This window comes from Sphingobium mellinum (genome assembly GCF_037860795.1).
Classification (GTDB): Bacteria; Pseudomonadota; Alphaproteobacteria; order Sphingomonadales; family Sphingomonadaceae; genus Sphingobium; species Sphingobium mellinum.
Genome location: NZ_JBANRK010000001.1, coordinates 184,650 through 201,089 on the forward strand (window position 1 = coordinate 184,650; position 16,440 = coordinate 201,089).

A 16,440-nucleotide genomic window follows, 5' to 3' on the forward strand; every position below is an offset into this window, starting at 1 on the left:
AGCTGTCCTCGATGCTGATGAACCTTTTCCGCCGCAAGAAGGCGCTTGCCGATCGCCCGCTGCCCAGCGTCGGCAACGCTATGCGGATATACGCCGTCGGTGACATCCACGGACGGTTGGACCTGCTGGATGCGCTGCTGAGCGCAATCGAAAGGGATCACGCGGCGCGCCCTCCCCAAACACGGCAGTTGATCCTGCTGGGCGATCTTATTGATCGTGGCCCATGCTCTGCCCAGGTGGTGGAACGCGCAATGCAATTCAGCGACACACTCTTCATCAAGGGCAATCATGAGGAACTGTTCGTCGCTGCTGCGCGGGGCAGCGCGCGGCATGTGGGATCTTTTCGCCGGATCGGCGGCATCGAAACACTCGCGAGCTATGGCCTGCCGACCGGGGAAGCTGCGGCAATGGACGATGCAGCGCTCGCGCGCTGGATGCTCAACAACGTGCCACGTGCTCATGTCGATTTCATGGACGGATTTTCAGACATGCTGTCGATAGGGGACTATATGTTCGTGCATGCAGGGATCCGCCCCCGCGTGCCATTAGACAAACAGACGTCCGCAGACCTGCGATGGATCAGAGAAGAATTCCTGACACATCGAGGGGATCACGGCCGCGTGGTCGTACACGGTCACAGCATCTCGACCGACATCGAAGAACGGCCCAACCGGATCGGCATAGACACCGGCGCGTGGCGGACGGGCAGGCTTACGGCGATTGGGCTGGAGGGAACCGCGCGCTGGTACCTGCAGACCTAGCTTCGCGCGCTCGTCCTGCCTAACGCCACCCCTTCTTCCTGGCCGCGGCTTCCTGCGTGGCGTCGGCGGGCGCGCCGTCAATCAGCGCATCGACAGTCGCCATGACACGGGCGTCGCCTGATGAGGCCTGGCGATAGGCGCCGCCCTGACCATTACCCGGCACCAGTTGCTGGACCTGCCATCCACGCCCTTCTCGGCACGCCACGCCCGCAACAGCGGCCCCGTCGAAGCTACGGCACCAACCGCCGCCCTTACGCTGAAAACTGAGGGCGATGCGGATCGCGGCGTCGTCCGGCGCCGAGGCCAGTTGGCTGTCGAGCGCAGACGCCAGGGGACCTTGCGCGACGAGCGTTCCACCTTGCACCGCGACAGGCCCGGAGGGCGAGCGGGAAAGATGACCTATGCCCAGGCCCAACACGAGGCTGGCGGCGACAGCTCCAACCATGCCCCAGTTGCGCCAGCGCGATGCGGACCGCGCGAATGGCACTACCCTGCTGCCGCCTTCCAACAGCGAGGCCATTGCGGGGGGCACGGGCTCCGCCTCAATCGGCGCATAATGAGCCGATACGCGCTCGCGCAAGTGACGATGCAGGGCAAGGCGCTCCGCCAGCGCGGGATCTTCCGCCACGGCACGGTCGACGCGGCGGCGCGTCACTTCGTCCAACTCGCCATCAACCCAGGCGACCAGCATGGCTTCGTCGATGTCGTTCACGCCGCTTCTCCCATCAGCTCCAGGAGCGCACCGCGCCCGCGCACCAGGCGCGAGGTGAGCGTCCCCATGGGTATCCCCAGCACTTCAGCGGCCTCCTTGTAGGATAGTCCTTCGACCAGCACGAGCGCGATCGCCTCCCGCTGCTCTTCCGGAAGCGCCTGCATGGCACGGTCGACGTCGGACAACATTACATGTGCTTCTACGTCACGATCGCCCGCATGTCCCACATGGTCCCCCGCTTCTTCGGGCGCGAAAGTCCGGGCAGCGCGCTGCCGAGAGCGACCCTCGTCGATCCAGAGATTGCGCATGATCCGATACATCCAGCTGTCCAACCTTGTCCCCGGCTGCCATTGCTCCCGCGCCCGTAAGGCCTTTTCCAGCGCGGCCTGGCAGAGATCGTCCGCGTCGGCTCGATCCCGCGACAGGCTGGCGGCAAAGCGCCGGAGCCGGGGCAGGATCGCTAACAGATCGCTTTCGAAGGACATCCTGTCTCCATTTCTCTGCCCTGTTGGGATGAAACGGTCCCCGCGCGGCGTTTCATCCCTGACGCGCCCTCCTATCGGAAATTTTTTGCTAATGACTCATTTTGCATGCGAAAGATCCGGAAATGGGGCCGGTGGCAAAGAGGTCGAGATGAAATTCCCACGTCCCTGGATCATGGCTGGACTGCTGCTCGCAGGACCCGGCGCGCAGGCGCAGCTTCTGCCTGCGCCAGGTGGCGCGCTGGAACGGGTGGGCGGCGTCGTTCCGGGGGCGCTTGACCATCTGGAAGACACACTCGGCCACGCAGGATTGGACCGCCTCGCTTCTGCAGGCTTGGCCGACAAACTGCTCGCCGCCCGGGCCGCGCGGGTTAGCGACTTGCTGCGACGACATGGCGACAGTGTGGAACTGGACGATCGGCGCGAACCTGCCCGACGCGGGATTATATTGCTGACTGGCGCCAAAGCCACCAGTGTCGATGCATTGCGGGCGGCAGGCTTTGGCGTGCAGGTCGAGGCGGTGGACGGACTGGATCTCAGCGTCGCGCGTCTCACTGTGCCACAGGACCGCACGCTCGCACGAGCGCTGAAACAGGTGCGATCAATCGCGCCCGAAGCGGAGGCAAGCGCGGACAACATCTATTTCCCAAGTGGGTCAGCCATAGCGAACGGCACGGCCGCACTGGCGGCTGCGGGAGCGCCTGAAGGGCACGCGGCAGGGCTGATCGACGGCGGCGTGGCTCGTCATCCTTCCTTGACCGGCCCTGTCGAGCAGCAAGGCTTCGCGCGGGGCGCACCTCGGCCGAGCGCGCATGGCACAGCGGTAGCCTCGCTGATCAGCGGCACGGGGCGTGTGCAGGGTGCCGCACCCGGCGCGCCACTTATGGTAGCGGACGTCTACGGCAGCGACCCGGCTGGCGGTGGCGCTTTCGCCATCGCCCGGGCGCTCGGCTGGATGGCGGCGCGCGGGGTCCGTGTCGTGACGGTCAGCCTGGTCGGGCCGGACAATCCGTTGCTGGCAGGCGCGATCCGCCTGGCGCGGGACAAGGGCGTGACGGTGGTCGCAGCCGTGGGCAACGACGGGCCGGCAGCGCCTCCCGCCTATCCCGCATCCTACCCGGAGGTCGTGGCGGTCACAGGGATTGACGGGCGCGGACAACTGCTGCCCGAAGCGGGACGCGCTCGTCATGTCGACTTCGCCGCACCGGGCGCAGACATGGCCGCAGCGCGGATGGACGGCGGTAAGGCGCGCGTGCGCGGGACCTCCTTCGCCGCGCCGCTAGTCGCGGGCCGTTTGTTCGCGACGGGAAGCCTTCGCGCCCTTCAGGCTGAGGCGAGAGCCGCCAGAGGCGCAGGCTTCGGGCACGGTATCGTCTGCGGAGCGTGCAGAAATATCTAATTATTTTCAAATGCTTGAAAATTTTCGGTAAACCTCGGGATTAAAGGCGACAGCCCTGCCGTTGTGCCTTCATCGGATCGACAATGAACAAGGAGACGATCGATGAAAGCGAAGTTCATTCTTGCCACTGCCTGCCTCGCTGCGCTCACTGCGGCTCCCGCTTCGGCTCAGTTGCTGGGCGGCGGCGGTGGTCTTGGCGGAGGTTTGGGCGGCGCGCTGGGTGGTGTCGGCGGATCGCTCGGCGGTACGTTGAGTGGCTCGGGCGGCGCAGGCCTCGACCGCAGCCTCGATCTGGAAAATGGCCGCGTCCACGTCGGCGGGTCTGGCAACGGACATGCCGACGGCTCGGCGACCGGATCGATCAGCCGTCACGGCAAGAACCACAGCGGCAGCGCGGCGGGTTCGACCAGCGGATCGGCCGGCGGAAGCCTGACTGCCGACACGCTGGGCACCAGCGATGTCACCAATGCGGTCGGCGGCGTTCGCGATCGTGCGACCGACACCGCTGGTATGGCGCGCGATCGCCTTAGCAGCACCGCGGGAGCCGCTCGCGACCGGGTCAGCAATGCTGTCAGTTCAGCAAAGGGCCATGCCAACACCGCGGCGCAGGCCGGGGCGAATGCAGCCGGCTCAGCAGCAGGCAAGGCCCATTCGGCCACGGATAATGCGGCAAGCGAAGCGACTGATTCGGCGGCCGGCTCTGCGTCGCTCAACGTCGGGGGCCAGCTTTCCGGGAGCGGACAAGCCTCTCAATCGGGTGGGGCTGCGCCTTCCAGTCAAACGGCGAATTGACCGTTGAGGGGGAGTCTTCCACCAGCTCTTCACCCGCCCTCCCCCATACGACAGGACCAGCGATCCCAAGGATCGCTGGTCCTTTTTATGTCAGTGGATCGACGAATGGGCGGTCACTCGCCGGTCAAATCTGACTGTCCTTACACAGAAAACCGGCAGTCCTTGCGGACCACCGGCTCACCTCCCCCCGGAAAAATTTCGTTCAGGCGACCTTGGTCGCGAAATCCGCAGCCTCGTCGGGATCGCGCAGCACATAGCCGCGACCCCATACGGTTTCGATATAATTGTCGCCGCCGCAAGCCAGCGCCAGCTTCTTGCGCAGCTTGCAGATGAAGACGTCGATGATCTTGAGCTCGGGTTCGTCCATGCCGCCATAAAGGTGATTCAGGAACATTTCCTTGGTCAGCGTCGTGCCCTTGCGGAGCGAAAGGAGCTCGAGCATCGCATATTCCTTGCCTGTAAGGTGAACGCGATTGCCATCCACTTCGACCGTCTTGGCATCCAGATTGACGGCGAGTTTGCCGGTGCGAATGACGGACTGCGAATGCCCCTTGGAGCGGCGGACGACCGCGTGAATCCGGGCGATCAGCTCTTCACGATGGAAAGGCTTGGTCACATAATCGTCAGCGCCGAATCCAAACGAGCGAACCTTGCTGTCCATTTCGGCAATGCCCGACAGGATCAGGACCGGCGTCTGCACCTTGGCCGCGCGCAGTTTCTTGAGCACATCGTAACCGTGCATGTCGGGCAGGTTCAGGTCCAGGCAGATGATGTCGTAATCATACAGCTTGCCCAGATCCAGGCCCTCTTCACCCAGATCCGTTGTGTAGACATTGAACCCCTCGGTCGTGAGCATCAGCTCGATCGCCTTGGCGGTGGTCGGTTCGTCTTCGATTAGCAGAACGCGCATGTGAAGCCCCTGTCCTTGCAGATCCCGTCAACCCCTCAGAACGGCGTCTGCTCCAATTCATTAACCAAAAAACTTCTGAAGGACAAAGGTTAATTTTTCGCTAACCCGCAGAAATCCACGAGTCGCGCCAAACTGAATCAGTTTGGAAGAGTTTTTTCACAAAATGATTCAGTGGGAGTCAATATAGATTCGCTCGCGCAATGATTTTCAGACCCCGCTCTGGCAGCCGTGGTTGCGGGCGAGAAAATCGAGCAGGGCCTCTACCCGCGCGGGTCGCAATCGCGAGGGAGGCGTGACCAGGTGGATGCCCACCGCCGGAGGGCGCCAATCCAGCAATATTTCCTCCAGCACCCCCGCCTCAAGGTCAGCGCCCACGATAAAATCAGGCAGCCGGGCGATCCCAACGCCGGCGCGCAACGCGGGGAGCATCGCCTCTCCACTATTCACGGTGATGCGGGCGCGAACCTGAACGGCGACATTCTGAAGCCCGGGGCCGGAAAAACGCCACACATCAGGCGTGGGCACGTTCGAATAGCAAAGGCAATCATGCCGACCAAGATCGGACGGGTGCATGGGATGGCCACGCTCGGCGAGATAGGCCGGCGACGCCACCACATGCATGTGCACATCGGCGAGCCGCCGCGCGCGCAACGAACTGTCAGGCATCTCGGCAATGCGGATTGTGGCGTCGAGGCCCATCTCGACCACGTCGATCCGCGCGTCCGACAGATGCAGGTCTACATCGACCAGCGGATGCAGTTTCGTGAAGTCGGCAACAAGCGGTGCGACCCGCAGCAGGCCAAACGTCATCGGCGCTCCCAGCCGCACAGTGCCTGAAAGCTCCGCCGTCTCATCGCGCGCGGCTTCCTCAGCCGCCTGCCCTTCTGCCAATATCCGCGCGGCGTGGTCGGCCAGCCGCTTGCCGCTTTCGGTAAGGGCAAGGCGGCGGCTCGTGCGGCTGAACAGGCTGGTATCCAGTTGCTGTTCCAGGCGGGTTATCGCCTTGGAGACGGTCGCTTTGGACAGGCCCAGCGCGCTGGCGGCTTCGGTAAAGCTGCGATGCTCCACCACTGCGGCGAACATCGCCCAGGCTTCAAAATCAGGTAATCGCATGAGGAAACAATCCGTTTCAATCCTGCCTATTTCTGAAACAATCCTGATCACTAGATAGGGTCAAAGCAAGCGGGAAAGCGCAATAACGGTACGCTGCCTTCGCGCTGCAGGAATGAAGGAACGGCAAATGAGCACCATTGAAACGCAGATCGAAAGGCGTCCTTTCGGTTCGCTCGGCGCGGCCGATCATGGATGGCTGACAGCCCGTCACCATTTTTCTTTCGCGGACTATCATGACCCGGCCCGGATGGGCTGGGGCGCTATCCGCGTGTGGAATGACGATGAAATCGCCCCGCACACCGGCTTTCCGCCGCACCCGCACCGGGACATGGAAATTATCACCTATGTCCGCAAAGGCGCGATCACCCACCAGGACAGTCTTGGCAATAAGGGTCGGACAGAGGCGGGCGACGTCCAGGTTATGAGCGCAGGCACGGGCATCCGTCATTCGGAATATAATCTGGAGGATGAAACGACGACACTCTTCCAGATCTGGATCATGCCGACCCGGCGCGGGGACGCGCCGACCTGGGGCGCCAAGCCTTTTCCCAAAGGCGATCGGTCTGGCAAGCTGGTGGTGCTGGCCAGCGGCCGTGAGGAAGACAGCGAAGCATTGCGCATCCGCGCCGATGCACGGCTGCTGGGCGGGACGATCCGCGCCGGCGAGAGCGTGACCTATGAGACCGCGGCGGAGCGGCACCTCTACCTCGTGCCCGCGACCGGCCGAATCGAGATCGACGGGCAAGCTTTCGAAGCACGCGACGGCGCAGCGATCATCGGTGGTCGTCCGATCACCATCATGGCTACTGATGACGCAGAGATTGTTCTCGTCGACAGCGAATAAGGCCCGATCTCCCCGGGCCGACGGCCGCCTGTGCCCCCTCCCCCTTGGTGCGGGCGGCCGTAAAATTCTTAAGAAACATTTTTGTTATCAATGTATTACTTAGATTGGAAACACGACCATGGCTAGGGTACTGGTTCTCTATTATTCGTCCTACGGTCACATCGAAACCATGGCCAAGGCTGTGGCTGAAGGCGCTTTATCGGCGGGTGCGCAGGTCGATATCAAACGCGTGCCGGAAACCGCGCCGCTCGAAGTAGCGAAGAACGCCCATTTCAAGCTGGATCAGGACGCGAGTGTCGCGACCGTCGCAGATCTGGAAAATTATGATGCGATCATCATCGGCACCGGAACCCGCTTCGGTCGCATGTCGAGCCAGATGGCGGCATTCCTCGACCAGGCGGGCGGACTGTGGGCACGCGGAGCGCTGAACGGCAAGGTTGGCGGGGCTTTCACCTCGACTGCCAGCCAGCATGGCGGACAGGAAACCACGCTATTTTCGATCATCACCAACCTGCTGCATTTCGGCATGGTGATCGTCGGGCTTGATTATGGCTTCACGGCGCAGATGGGCGTCGACAAGGTTCGCGGTGGAGCGCCCTATGGTGCCACCACCATTGCGGATGGAGACGGCAGTCGGCAGCCGGGCGCCGAGGAGTTGGAAGGCGCTCGCTATCAAGGACGGCGGATCGCGGAGACGGCGATCAAGCTGCATGGCTGAGTAAGCTGCGCTGCCCTTCCGGTGCAGCGGTTGAGCCCTGGGTCGCAAGGCGTCAACGGACGGGGGTCGGTGCGGCGGATGACGCGCCGACCCCTGTCACCATCACAGGAAGACGCGGCGCGCGATTGGAAGGGCGCGAAGCCCATAATAAGCGGCGGTCGGAACCAGCAGCGCCAGAAGCAGAAGCCAAGGCTTCCCCAGTATCGGCGCGAGATAGTGAATCACCGCGACATGCAGATACATGATGACCAACGACGCTCGGCCGATCGCGCCCAGCAACGCGCCGACCGGCGAAACCCGGATCGAAATGCGAAACAGCAGCAATGAGGTCGCAATGGCGGATGCAATAGACAGCAGCGGCAGGCCGTAATCGGCCGCTTTCATATTAAGCGTCGGAAGGATGCCGCTTAGTCCCGCCAGCGAAAGCGCGCCGAGCGGCACCCATATCCAATCACGCCATCCAACTGTCTGCCAGAGGGAGCCGACCCACAGCAGCATGAGCGCCATCGGCACGGTCAGCAGACCCAGCGCGGAATTTCGTGTTACATTGCCGACGCCATAAGCCAGAAGTAACATCGGCATGAGGACCCAAGTCCATCGCCGGTCGAGCGGATCGGGCCAGCGTGCCAGCAACGCGTTGAAGAGTATGCGCGAGACCATCAGGCAGGGCACGAACCAGAAGATGGTGTAGGGTCCACGCAGCCACGCCCCCCCGAGCAGGATTGGCAGAAGGTCTTGCGGCCAGTGGTGGAAGATGGGGCGATGACCGCGCAGCGGCTCAATGATCTGATCGACCAGGATTAGCAGCGTCAGGAATGCGGCATACGGCCGCATCTGCGAGCCAAGCTGACGAAGCGTGAAGGCCGCAACGGGCTGGGACCGCGACAGCAGGCCTGACAACAGGAAGAAAAGCGGCATGTGAAAGCTGTAGACTGCATCCCTCAAGGGGCCACGCGTCCAGACATGGCCGATGACCACCGCAATGATCCCGATACCGCGCGCGACATCGATCCAGTCGAGCCTGCCGCCGCCCAGGCGCGATTGTGGCTGCGCCGGTTCGACCCCGGTCCTGTCCCCCCTGTTCTCCATGGCATCCAGGCCCTATAGGAAGGCGCGCGTGGGTCAATCGCCCATCTTTTTTGCCGGAAAACGCCTTGCTGCTTCACGACCGAGTTCTCTTCATAGATGGCGAGGCCATCATCCTGGACAAGCCCGCGGGCCTGCCTGTGGATGCTCCGCGCGACGGGACGATTTCCCTTGAAAATCATCTTTCTTCGTTGACTTTCGGGTTCCAGCGCTGGCCGCTGCCGGTGCATCGGCTGGACCGTGACACCAGCGGCTGCCTGTTGCTCGCCCGCAACCCGAAGGCGCACAAGCGCTTTGCCGCTGCGTTCGAAGCCGGGACCGTCGTCAAGCGCTATGTTGCTGTGGTGGAAGGCGTGCCGCCGGAAGATAGCGGCACCATCGAGCTGCCACTCAAGAAAGTGAGCAGCGCGGCCAAGGGATGGCGGATGGTGGCTGCCCCTGACGGCAAGGCGGCATTGACCGACTGGCGCAAGCTGGCGGAAACGGATGGACGCTCGCTGATCGCCTTCACACCCAAGACCGGCCGCACCCACCAGATACGCGCTCATGCCTTGCACGGACTGGGGTTCGGCATCGCTGGCGACCCGGTATATGGTGACGGCGCTGGCGTCATGCTGCTGCACAGCCGTTTCCTGAGCATCCCGCGCGGAACCAAGCCCGCGGCTGAAGCGACCGCGCCCCTGCCCGACAGCTTCGCCGTGGCCGGCTTTGGCGCCGAATATCTGGATGCGGCCGGGTTGTAGGTTGCGTGCCAACCATAGCTGTCACCCGGTCGATCTCGATCGACGCCGACGAACTGGAGGAAAGCTTCGTCCGTTCGACCGGCTCGGGCGGGCAGCATGTCAACACCACCGACAGCGCGGTGCAGTTGCGCTTCGACGTGGGGAACAGCCCCTCCCTGCCCGAAGCCGTAAAACGCAGGCTGGCAGCCATTGCGGGCCGGCGAATGACGGCGGACGGCGTCCTGATCCTGCGATCAGAAGGCTCTCGATCGCAGCTCATGAACCGGCAGGAAGTGCTAGCACGCCTTGTCGACCTGATCCGCGAAGCCACGATCGTGCCGAAGGCCCGCAAGCCGACCAAGCCGGGCAAGGCCGCCAAGGCGCGGCGGGTGGACGCCAAAAAGGCTCGCAGCTCGGTGAAGCAGGGGCGAGGCAAGGTGCGGCTCGACTGAAGGATGACTGAAAGAGAAGAACCATGTTCGATTTCACTCCCTCCCCCAAAGCCGACAAGGCGACACTCTATGAAGACCTGATTTCCGCCTGCGAGGCGATAACCAAGGACGAACCCGACGCTATCGCCAACATGGCGAACGTCGCGGCGCTGATCTGGCAATTTCTGCCCGATCTCAACTGGGCCGGCTTCTATCGCATGGTGGATGGCGAACTGGTGCTCGGCCCGTTTCAGGGCAAGCCAGCATGCATTCGCATCTCTGTAGGGCGCGGCGTGTGCGGCGCGGCGGCGGCGTCGGGTGAGACGCAGCGCGTGGAAGATGTGCATGCCTTTCCCGGTCATATCGCCTGCGACCCGGCGAGCGCGTCGGAGATCGTCCTGCCCATTCTGGCACGAGGCAATCTGGTCGCGGTGCTTGATCTCGATAGCCCCTTGAAGGGCCGGTTCGATGCGGGCGATCAGGCCGGGCTGGAGGCGCTGGTCGAACGTATTGCTGCGCGCGTTGCTTGACCGCGCCTGACCCGTTTCGGGACGTCGTGCCCGGTTGATCGCGTGGATCGGCGCGGATCGCCATGCTAAACTGATCGTTAAGGACACGCGCCTGAACGAGGTGCGCCAGGGCAATGGGAGTGCAAGCATGCGGTTCCGGAACATCATGCTGGGGAGTGTGGCGCTGGGTCTTGCCGCTCCTGGGCTGGCGACCGGCACGACCCCGATGGGGTCTTCGACAGCCAGAAGCTTTTCCACCCGACCGGTGCATGACGCCCTTCCCAATGGCGCTGCCGTTCGCCGATGGGGTGCTCCGGTCCAAGGGCGCTGGTTTGCCGGATGGTATGCGCCCGGCGGCTGGGCCGCCTATCGCCGTCCGGCTTTAGGCTATGTCCTGCCCACCTACTGGATGAGCCCGGCTTACCGTATCCAGGATTATCCTGCCTATGGCCTTCCCGCGCCGCCGCCAGGCTATGGCTGGTCGCGCTATTATGATGATGCCGTGATGACCGACGGCGACGGTCATGTCCGCGATCAGCGGCACGATATGGACTGGGGCAAGGACGGTAGCCCTCCCTCGCCGACCATAGGCTATGATGATGACGTGACCGCACCTGACGGTCCACCCCCGCACGAATTTGAAGGCCGCTGGACCGGAAGCTGGCGGGACGAAAATGGGCGCGTCTTCAACGGCGAGTATCAGGGCCGCTTCGAAGGAGATGTGCGCAGCAGCTATGGCGCGGACTACGACGCCCCGCCTTATGCGCTGCCTTCCGCAGCCGCTACGGCTCCGATCGTTCATCAAAGCGGCCCCGGCGCGCCTGTCGTCACGACAACGCAAGCGCCTGGCCATTATGCCGGAGGCTATTATTTCCCTGGCGCCACCACCACGACCATAGTCGTGCAGCCTGCGGTGACGACAACCAAAACCTATGTCACGGAATCGGTATCAAGGCCGCGCCGCCACAAGCGGAAATGATCACCAGGTTGCGATCGACGCCAGCTGCGTCAGGATCTCACGATAGGAAATCGCCTCCTATGGACGGTCGACAAAGTTAGGCCACACTGCCCAAGCGCCTGATCGCAACTGCCTTCACAGCGCATTATTTCCGGAAAATGCCCGCCAATTCGACCGGGAGCGGCGGCTCGTCTCTCGGCAAGACGCCTCGTATCGCTTCCGCCTGCTCGCCCGGATCGAAGCGCACCCAGCCGCTGCGGCTCAGCTTTTCGAGCGGACGATAGCGAACCTTGTACTGCATTCGCCGCGACCCTTCGACCCAGTATCCTAGGTAAACATAGGGCAATCCCGCCTTCGCCGCGCGCAGGATGTGATCCATGATGATGAAGTTGCCTAACCCCTTGCGGTGTTCCAACTCCGTGTCGAAGAAGCTGTAAATCATGGACAGGCCATCGCCCTGCCGGTCGGTGAGGCAGGCGCCGATCAACTTGCCGGGGCGCCCATTCACACCGGGCTCGCGATATTCGACCACATGACTTTCCACCGGGGTCTGTTCGACCATGTCGGCAAAATCCATCTCGTCCATCTCGGTCATGCCGCCGCCAGGGTGACGCGCGCGCAGATAGCGCTGGAGCAGGGTGAACTGCTCCTCGGTCGACCAGGGCTTGCAGGCCGTGACGATCAGGTCCTCATTGCGGCGGATAAGCTTGCGTTGCGTCGCATTGGGACGAAATTCGTCGGCGACCACGCGCACGGAGACGCAGGCAGAACAGTCGGCGCAGCTGGGGCGATAGGCAACATTCTGGCTACGGCGAAAACCGATGCGGCCGAGCGCATCGTTCAGTTCAGATGCGTTATCGCCATTGAGTTCGGTAAAGACTTTCCGCTCGCTCCGGCCAGGCAGATAGGGACATGGGCTCGGGTTCGTCACAAAGAAGCGAGGAAAGCGGAAGGGTGCGCTCACGCCACGGTCTCCGTCCAAACGCTGCGCGAAACTTGAGTCATGGACAGACTATGCCGCCGCCAGCGGTCCATGAAAAGGTCATTTACCACGAAAATAATGCGGCCCGCGGACGGCGCGCCATCAGGCAACCTCTATGGGCGCGACCTCATACCCCGCTTCGCGCAGGGCGGCGATCAGACGGTCGAGATGAGCGCCATCGCGCGTTTCGCATTCGACGTCCAGGCTCAAGCCCTTGGCCGGCAGATTGGTGAAGATCCGCTGATGCGACAGCTCCAGGATGTTAACCGCTTCCTGGTCGAAAATGCGAGCGACATGAAACAGCGCGCCCGGCCGATCCTGCAAGATGACCCGCAGCCGCGCAAGCCGACCCGACCGAGCAAGGTCGCGCAGCAGCACGTTCGCCAGCAGGCGCGTATCGATATTGCCGCCCGTCAGGACGAGGCCGACGGTGCGTCCGGCAAACAGTTGCCGGTGAGTCAGCAGCGCGGCAAGACCGGCGGCACCTGCGCCCTCAACCACCGTCTTTTCGATCTGCAGCAGCAGGCTGAGCGATTCTTCCAGATGTCGTTCGTCGACCAGAAGGACATCATCCGCCAGCCGTTCGACGAAGCGGCGGGTCAGCTCGCCCGGTTCCTTTACCGCGATGCCTTCCGCGAGCGTATCGCCATCGCACGCGAGTACGGTGCCCTTCACATGGCTGTACATCGACGGATAGAGTTCCGCTTGCACGCCATAGATTCTGATGTCCGGCTTCATCGCCTTGGCTGCCGTCGCCATGCCGGAGAAGAGTCCGCCACCGCCGATCGGGATGATCAGCGTGTCGATCTCGGGCGCATCCTCCAGCATCTCCAGGGCAACGGTGCCCTGACCGGCGATGATGTCAGGTTCGTCGAATGGATGGACGAAGGTCAGACCCTGCTCGCTCGCCAATTGGCGCGCATAAGCGCTGGCGTCGTCGAACTTTTCGCCATGCAGCACAACCGTAGCGCCATGCCCCTGGGTCTGCATCACCTTCACCGTCGGGGTGGTCATCGGCATTACGATGGTAACTGGCACGCCAAGACGCCGGCCATGATAGGCGAGGCCCTGGGCGTGATTGCCGGCGGACGCCGCGATCACGCCCTTCTGCTTCGCCTCGTCGCCTAATTGGAGCAGGCGATTGAGCGCGCCGCGTTCCTTGTAGGCGGCAGTAAACTGCAGGTTCTCGAATTTCAGATACACCTTGCAGCCGAGCATGTCGGACAGCGTCTGGCTGACCCGCGTCGGCGTGTGCACGACCGCGCCCGAAATCCGCACGCGCGCCGCAAGTATGTCATCGACGGTAACGGGCAACGGCATCGTGCTTTCGATCTTGCTCAAGCTATTCATGGGCTGCGCCCTACCCTAAAATTGCGCCGGAAGGAACTGGCCCTCTCCGAAATCTGGTCCTATGGCAAAAGCTCACCGGGATAACGTCAAGAGGCATATGGCTAATATCGCGTTTATCGGCCTGGGAATCATGGGCGGCCCGATCGCGGGCCATCTGGCCAAGGCGGGGCACAAACTGACCGTTTACAACCGGTCCATCGGAAAGGCCAAGCGCTGGTCGGAAGCCTATGGCGGATCGGTCGCCGTTAGCCCGGCGAAGGCCGCCGAAGATGCGGACATCGTCATCAGCTGCGTGGGCACCGATGACGACCTGTCGCAAGTGACGGTAGGCCGGGAAGGCGCATTCCGCACGATGCGGCCAGGTGGCCTGTTCATCGATCATACCACCGTGTCGGCCCGGATCGCCCGGCAACTGTTCGTCGAGGGCGAGAGCCTGGGCCTGCACTGCGTCGACGCGCCGGTATCGGGCGGCCAGGCCGGTGCCGAAAATGGACGGCTGTCGATCATGTGCGGCGGCACCGAACCGGCGGTCGAGGCGGCGCGGATCGTCATGCAGGCCTATGCCGCGCGTATAGTCCATGTCGGCGGCGCGGGGGCGGGCCAGACCGCCAAGATGGTGAACCAGATCTGCATCGCCGGCGTCATCCAGGGTCTTGCCGAAGCGCTGCGTTTTGCCCAGGCAGCGGAGCTGAACCTCGACAAGGTGTTCGAAGCCGTTTCGGGCGGCGCAGCGCAAAGCTGGCAAATGGACCATCGATGGAAAACGATGGCGCAGGACAGTTTCGACTTCGGTTTCGCGGTCGACTGGATGCGCAAGGATCTGGGGCTCGCTCTGGAGGAAGCGCGGGCGAATGGTGCTACCCTTCCCGTCACCGCGCTGGTCGACCAATTCTACGCCGACGTGCAGGCGATGGGCGGCAGCCGACAGGACACGAGCGCGCTGGTGCGGCGGATCACGCGCGCATGAGGATGCGATTGCTGGCGGCCCTGACCGCATTCGTCCCACCCGCGCTTGCGCTGCCCTCGCCTGCGCAGGCCTCGGGCGTCATCGACAATGTGAACGGCATCGCACTGGACGCCGATGGCAGGCTGGTGCGGTTTGGCGCGATGACCATTGACGACGAAGGCAGAGTCGAAAATCTCCTGCCCGGCCGTTATCAGGAACCAGCCCGACCCAAGAAGCTGAAGAAGGGCGAAAGCTGGGCCAAGGGGCCAGACTTCAAGCTGGACGCAGGCGGCCGGACGCTGATCCCGGGCCTTATCGATTCTCATGGGCATGTCATGCGGCTCGGGCTGGCGCAGATTACGCTCGACCTCTCGGGCACGCGGTCTCTGGCCGATGCGCAATCCAAGATCCGGGACTATGTGGCTGCCAATCCCGGACGCAAGTGGATCATCGGTACGGGCTGGGACCAGGAGCGGTGGGGCCTCACGCGTTTCCCCACGGCTGCGGACCTGGACGCAGCGGCTAGCGAAGTGCCGGTCTGGCTGGTATCGGCAGACGGTCATACCGGCTGGGCCAACAGCCTGGCGATGAAGGCGGCGGGAATAACCGCCGCGACCAAGGCGCCACCGGGAGGCCGCGTCGATCTGGCGGGGGGCAAGCCTTCGGGCCTGTTCGTCGACAGGGCGATGGACCTTGTCCAGCGGATTGTTCCGCCGCCCGCCCCCAAGGACCGCGATATCGCGCTCGAAAAGACGCAGCAGATGCTTCTGGCGAATGGCGTCACCAGCGTTGCCGACATGGGTACGACGCTGGAGGATTGGCAAGCGTTCCGGCGCTCCGCCGATCGGGGCGCGCTGCGCGTGCGGATCATCGCCTATGCGGACGGCATCGACGATATGGTGCTGATCGCGGGGCCGGAGCCGACGCCCTGGCTCTATGACGATCATCTGAGGCTGGGCGGCGTTAATCTGCTGCTCGACGGTGGCCTTGGCACGCGCGGGGCCTGGCTGAAGGCGGATTATGCCGATGCGCCTGGGCAGCACGGCCTGTCGCTCATCCCTTCGACCCAGTTGCGCAACGTCATGAGCCGCGCGGCGATGGACAATTTCCAGATCGCCGTCGACGCCAATGGCGACGCCGCCAATAGCGAGATGCTGGACGCGATCACTGAGTTGAGCGAAACCTACAAGGGTGACCGACGCTGGCGGATCGAACAAGCCGCGATCGTCAGCCCTGGCGACCTTCCTCGGTTCGCGCAGAATGACATCATCGCCTCCATGCAACCGCCGGCCTGGTCGTCAGCCTGGCGAATGGCGACCGCCCGGCTGGGGGAAGCGCGACTGAAAGGCGCCTATGCCTGGAAATCAATGCTCGACAATCGCGTGCCTCTCGCCTTGGGATCGGATGTGCCGGGCGAAAGCGCCAATCCCTTTGTCGGCATGGCGATGGTGATGTCTCGGGAAACGGCCCAGGGTGAATCTGCAGGTGGCGGGACGCCCGAGCAACGAATGAGTTTTGAAGCGGCGCTCGATGGCTACAGCCGGCGAGGCGCCATGGCAGGCTTCGCGGAAAAGCGCTTCGGCAGCCTTATCCCCGGCCAGCGTGCGGATTTCCTCCTGATTGACCGGGATATTTCAGCGGCACAGCCAGCGGATATCCGCGCCGCGCAGGTGCTGGAAACATGGATTGGTGGCAAGCGAGTCTATATGAAGGGGCGCTAGAGCG

Annotated in this window: 18 protein-coding genes; 11 read left to right on the forward strand and 7 right to left on the reverse strand. The window is 63.3% G+C overall.

Features of this window, described 5'->3' with window-relative positions; translation table 11 throughout:
* Positions 1–11: 11 nt before the first annotated feature.
* A complete protein-coding gene (locus AAC640_RS00920; RefSeq protein WP_340264195.1) occupies positions 12–761 on the forward strand; it encodes a metallophosphoesterase in 750 nt (249 codons plus the stop codon).
* Positions 762–780: 19 nt separating this feature from the next.
* Here the strand turns inward: AAC640_RS00920 and AAC640_RS00925 are convergent, their stop codons facing one another.
* A complete protein-coding gene (locus AAC640_RS00925; RefSeq protein ID WP_340264196.1) occupies positions 781–1,473 on the reverse strand; it encodes an anti-sigma factor family protein in 693 nt (230 codons plus the stop codon).
* Positions 1,470–1,958 (reverse strand): RNA polymerase sigma factor, encoded by a 489-nt coding sequence (locus tag AAC640_RS00930; RefSeq protein ID WP_340264197.1) that lies wholly within the window; start codon positions 1,956–1,958, stop codon positions 1,470–1,472. Before AAC640_RS00930 ends, AAC640_RS00925 begins: the two co-directional genes overlap by 4 nt.
* A gap of 91 nt (positions 1,959–2,049) precedes the next feature.
* Between AAC640_RS00930 and AAC640_RS00935 the strand changes: the two genes are divergently transcribed.
* A complete protein-coding gene (locus AAC640_RS00935) occupies positions 2,050–3,354 on the forward strand; it encodes a S8 family serine peptidase (RefSeq protein WP_340264198.1) in 1,305 nt (434 codons plus the stop codon).
* A 102-nt stretch (positions 3,355–3,456) separates the two neighbouring features.
* Entirely contained in the window at positions 3,457–4,146 is a 690-nt protein-coding gene (locus AAC640_RS00940) for a hypothetical protein (protein WP_340264199.1), read from the forward strand.
* Positions 4,147–4,348: 202 nt separating this feature from the next.
* On the opposite strand, the gene ctrA is transcribed toward AAC640_RS00940, so the two are convergent.
* Together ctrA and AAC640_RS00950 are read right to left on the reverse strand one after the other, a co-directional pair.
* Positions 4,349–5,056: a response regulator transcription factor CtrA gene (ctrA, locus tag AAC640_RS00945; RefSeq protein ID WP_340264200.1), complete on the reverse strand. Its 708-nt coding sequence runs from the start codon at positions 5,054–5,056 to the stop codon at positions 4,349–4,351.
* A gap of 207 nt (positions 5,057–5,263) precedes the next feature.
* Entirely contained in the window at positions 5,264–6,169 is a 906-nt protein-coding gene (locus tag AAC640_RS00950; RefSeq protein WP_340264201.1) for a LysR family transcriptional regulator, read from the reverse strand.
* A 127-nt stretch (positions 6,170–6,296) separates the two neighbouring features.
* On the opposite strand from AAC640_RS00950, the gene AAC640_RS00955 reads away from it, so the two are divergent.
* Both AAC640_RS00955 and wrbA read left to right on the forward strand, forming a co-directional pair.
* Positions 6,297–7,013 carry a pirin family protein gene (locus AAC640_RS00955; protein WP_340264202.1) on the forward strand — a complete coding sequence of 239 codons (717 nt, stop codon included), beginning with the start codon at positions 6,297–6,299 and terminating at the stop codon, positions 7,011–7,013.
* Between the two features lie 118 nt (positions 7,014–7,131).
* The gene (gene wrbA, locus AAC640_RS00960) at positions 7,132–7,731 is read left to right on the forward strand and encodes an NAD(P)H:quinone oxidoreductase (RefSeq protein WP_340264203.1); all 600 of its coding nucleotides are present in this window, start codon (positions 7,132–7,134) and stop codon (positions 7,729–7,731) included.
* Positions 7,732–7,833: 102 nt separating this feature from the next.
* Here wrbA and AAC640_RS00965 read toward each other — a convergent pair whose 3' ends face one another.
* The gene (locus AAC640_RS00965; protein ID WP_340264204.1) at positions 7,834–8,820 is read right to left on the reverse strand and encodes an acyltransferase family protein; all 987 of its coding nucleotides are present in this window, start codon (positions 8,818–8,820) and stop codon (positions 7,834–7,836) included.
* Positions 8,821–8,885: 65 nt separating this feature from the next.
* Here AAC640_RS00965 and AAC640_RS00970 point away from each other — a divergent pair, with 65 nt between their 5' ends.
* The 4 genes from AAC640_RS00970 (at position 8,886) to AAC640_RS00985 (ending at position 11,458) form a co-directional block, all read left to right on the forward strand.
* Positions 8,886–9,560, forward strand: coding sequence for an RluA family pseudouridine synthase (locus AAC640_RS00970; protein ID WP_340264205.1), 675 nt, complete (start codon positions 8,886–8,888; stop codon positions 9,558–9,560).
* A gap of 5 nt (positions 9,561–9,565) precedes the next feature.
* Positions 9,566–9,991: an alternative ribosome rescue aminoacyl-tRNA hydrolase ArfB gene (gene arfB, locus AAC640_RS00975; protein ID WP_340264206.1), complete on the forward strand. Its 426-nt coding sequence runs from the start codon at positions 9,566–9,568 to the stop codon at positions 9,989–9,991.
* Between the two features lie 23 nt (positions 9,992–10,014).
* Positions 10,015–10,500: a GAF domain-containing protein gene (locus AAC640_RS00980; RefSeq protein WP_340264207.1), complete on the forward strand. Its 486-nt coding sequence runs from the start codon at positions 10,015–10,017 to the stop codon at positions 10,498–10,500.
* A 127-nt stretch (positions 10,501–10,627) separates the two neighbouring features.
* On the forward strand, positions 10,628–11,458 hold the full coding sequence (locus AAC640_RS00985; protein WP_340264209.1) for an RcnB family protein: 831 nt from the start codon (positions 10,628–10,630) through the stop codon (positions 11,456–11,458).
* A 124-nt stretch (positions 11,459–11,582) separates the two neighbouring features.
* Here the strand turns inward: AAC640_RS00985 and AAC640_RS00990 are convergent, their stop codons facing one another.
* Both AAC640_RS00990 and AAC640_RS00995 read right to left on the reverse strand, forming a co-directional pair.
* A complete protein-coding gene (locus AAC640_RS00990; protein ID WP_340264210.1) occupies positions 11,583–12,401 on the reverse strand; it encodes an arginyltransferase in 819 nt (272 codons plus the stop codon).
* A gap of 120 nt (positions 12,402–12,521) precedes the next feature.
* Positions 12,522–13,769 carry a threonine ammonia-lyase gene (locus AAC640_RS00995; RefSeq protein WP_340264211.1) on the reverse strand — a complete coding sequence of 416 codons (1,248 nt, stop codon included), beginning with the start codon at positions 13,767–13,769 and terminating at the stop codon, positions 12,522–12,524.
* Positions 13,770–13,866: 97 nt separating this feature from the next.
* Here AAC640_RS00995 and AAC640_RS01000 point away from each other — a divergent pair, with 97 nt between their 5' ends.
* On the forward strand, positions 13,867–14,736 hold the full coding sequence (locus AAC640_RS01000; RefSeq protein WP_340264212.1) for an NAD(P)-dependent oxidoreductase: 870 nt from the start codon (positions 13,867–13,869) through the stop codon (positions 14,734–14,736).
* Between the two features lie 2 nt (positions 14,737–14,738).
* On the forward strand, positions 14,739–16,436 hold the full coding sequence (locus tag AAC640_RS01005) for an amidohydrolase (RefSeq protein WP_340264857.1): 1,698 nt from the start codon (positions 14,739–14,741) through the stop codon (positions 16,434–16,436).
* Positions 16,437–16,440: the final 4 nt, after the last annotated feature.

Coding starts and splice junctions, on each gene's coding strand:
- AAC640_RS00920 (WP_340264195.1), top strand. CDS start 12: ATGCTGATGAACCTTTTCCGCCGCAAGAAGGCGCTTGCCGATCGCCCG.
- AAC640_RS00930 (WP_340264197.1), bottom strand. CDS start 1,958: ATGTCCTTCGAAAGCGATCTGTTAGCGATCCTGCCCCGGCTCCGGCGC.
- AAC640_RS00935 (WP_340264198.1), top strand. CDS start 2,050: ATGACTCATTTTGCATGCGAAAGATCCGGAAATGGGGCCGGTGGCAAA.
- AAC640_RS00940 (WP_340264199.1), top strand. CDS start 3,457: ATGAAAGCGAAGTTCATTCTTGCCACTGCCTGCCTCGCTGCGCTCACT.
- ctrA (WP_340264200.1), bottom strand. CDS start 5,056: ATGCGCGTTCTGCTAATCGAAGACGAACCGACCACCGCCAAGGCGATC.
- AAC640_RS00950 (WP_340264201.1), bottom strand. CDS start 6,169: ATGCGATTACCTGATTTTGAAGCCTGGGCGATGTTCGCCGCAGTGGTG.
- AAC640_RS00955 (WP_340264202.1), top strand. CDS start 6,297: ATGAGCACCATTGAAACGCAGATCGAAAGGCGTCCTTTCGGTTCGCTC.
- wrbA (WP_340264203.1), top strand. CDS start 7,132: ATGGCTAGGGTACTGGTTCTCTATTATTCGTCCTACGGTCACATCGAA.
- AAC640_RS00965 (WP_340264204.1), bottom strand. CDS start 8,820: ATGGAGAACAGGGGGGACAGGACCGGGGTCGAACCGGCGCAGCCACAA.
- AAC640_RS00980 (WP_340264207.1), top strand. CDS start 10,015: ATGTTCGATTTCACTCCCTCCCCCAAAGCCGACAAGGCGACACTCTAT.
- AAC640_RS00985 (WP_340264209.1), top strand. CDS start 10,628: ATGCGGTTCCGGAACATCATGCTGGGGAGTGTGGCGCTGGGTCTTGCC.
- AAC640_RS00995 (WP_340264211.1), bottom strand. CDS start 13,769: ATGAATAGCTTGAGCAAGATCGAAAGCACGATGCCGTTGCCCGTTACC.
- AAC640_RS01000 (WP_340264212.1), top strand. CDS start 13,867: ATGGCTAATATCGCGTTTATCGGCCTGGGAATCATGGGCGGCCCGATC.
- AAC640_RS01005 (WP_340264857.1), top strand. CDS start 14,739: ATGCGATTGCTGGCGGCCCTGACCGCATTCGTCCCACCCGCGCTTGCG.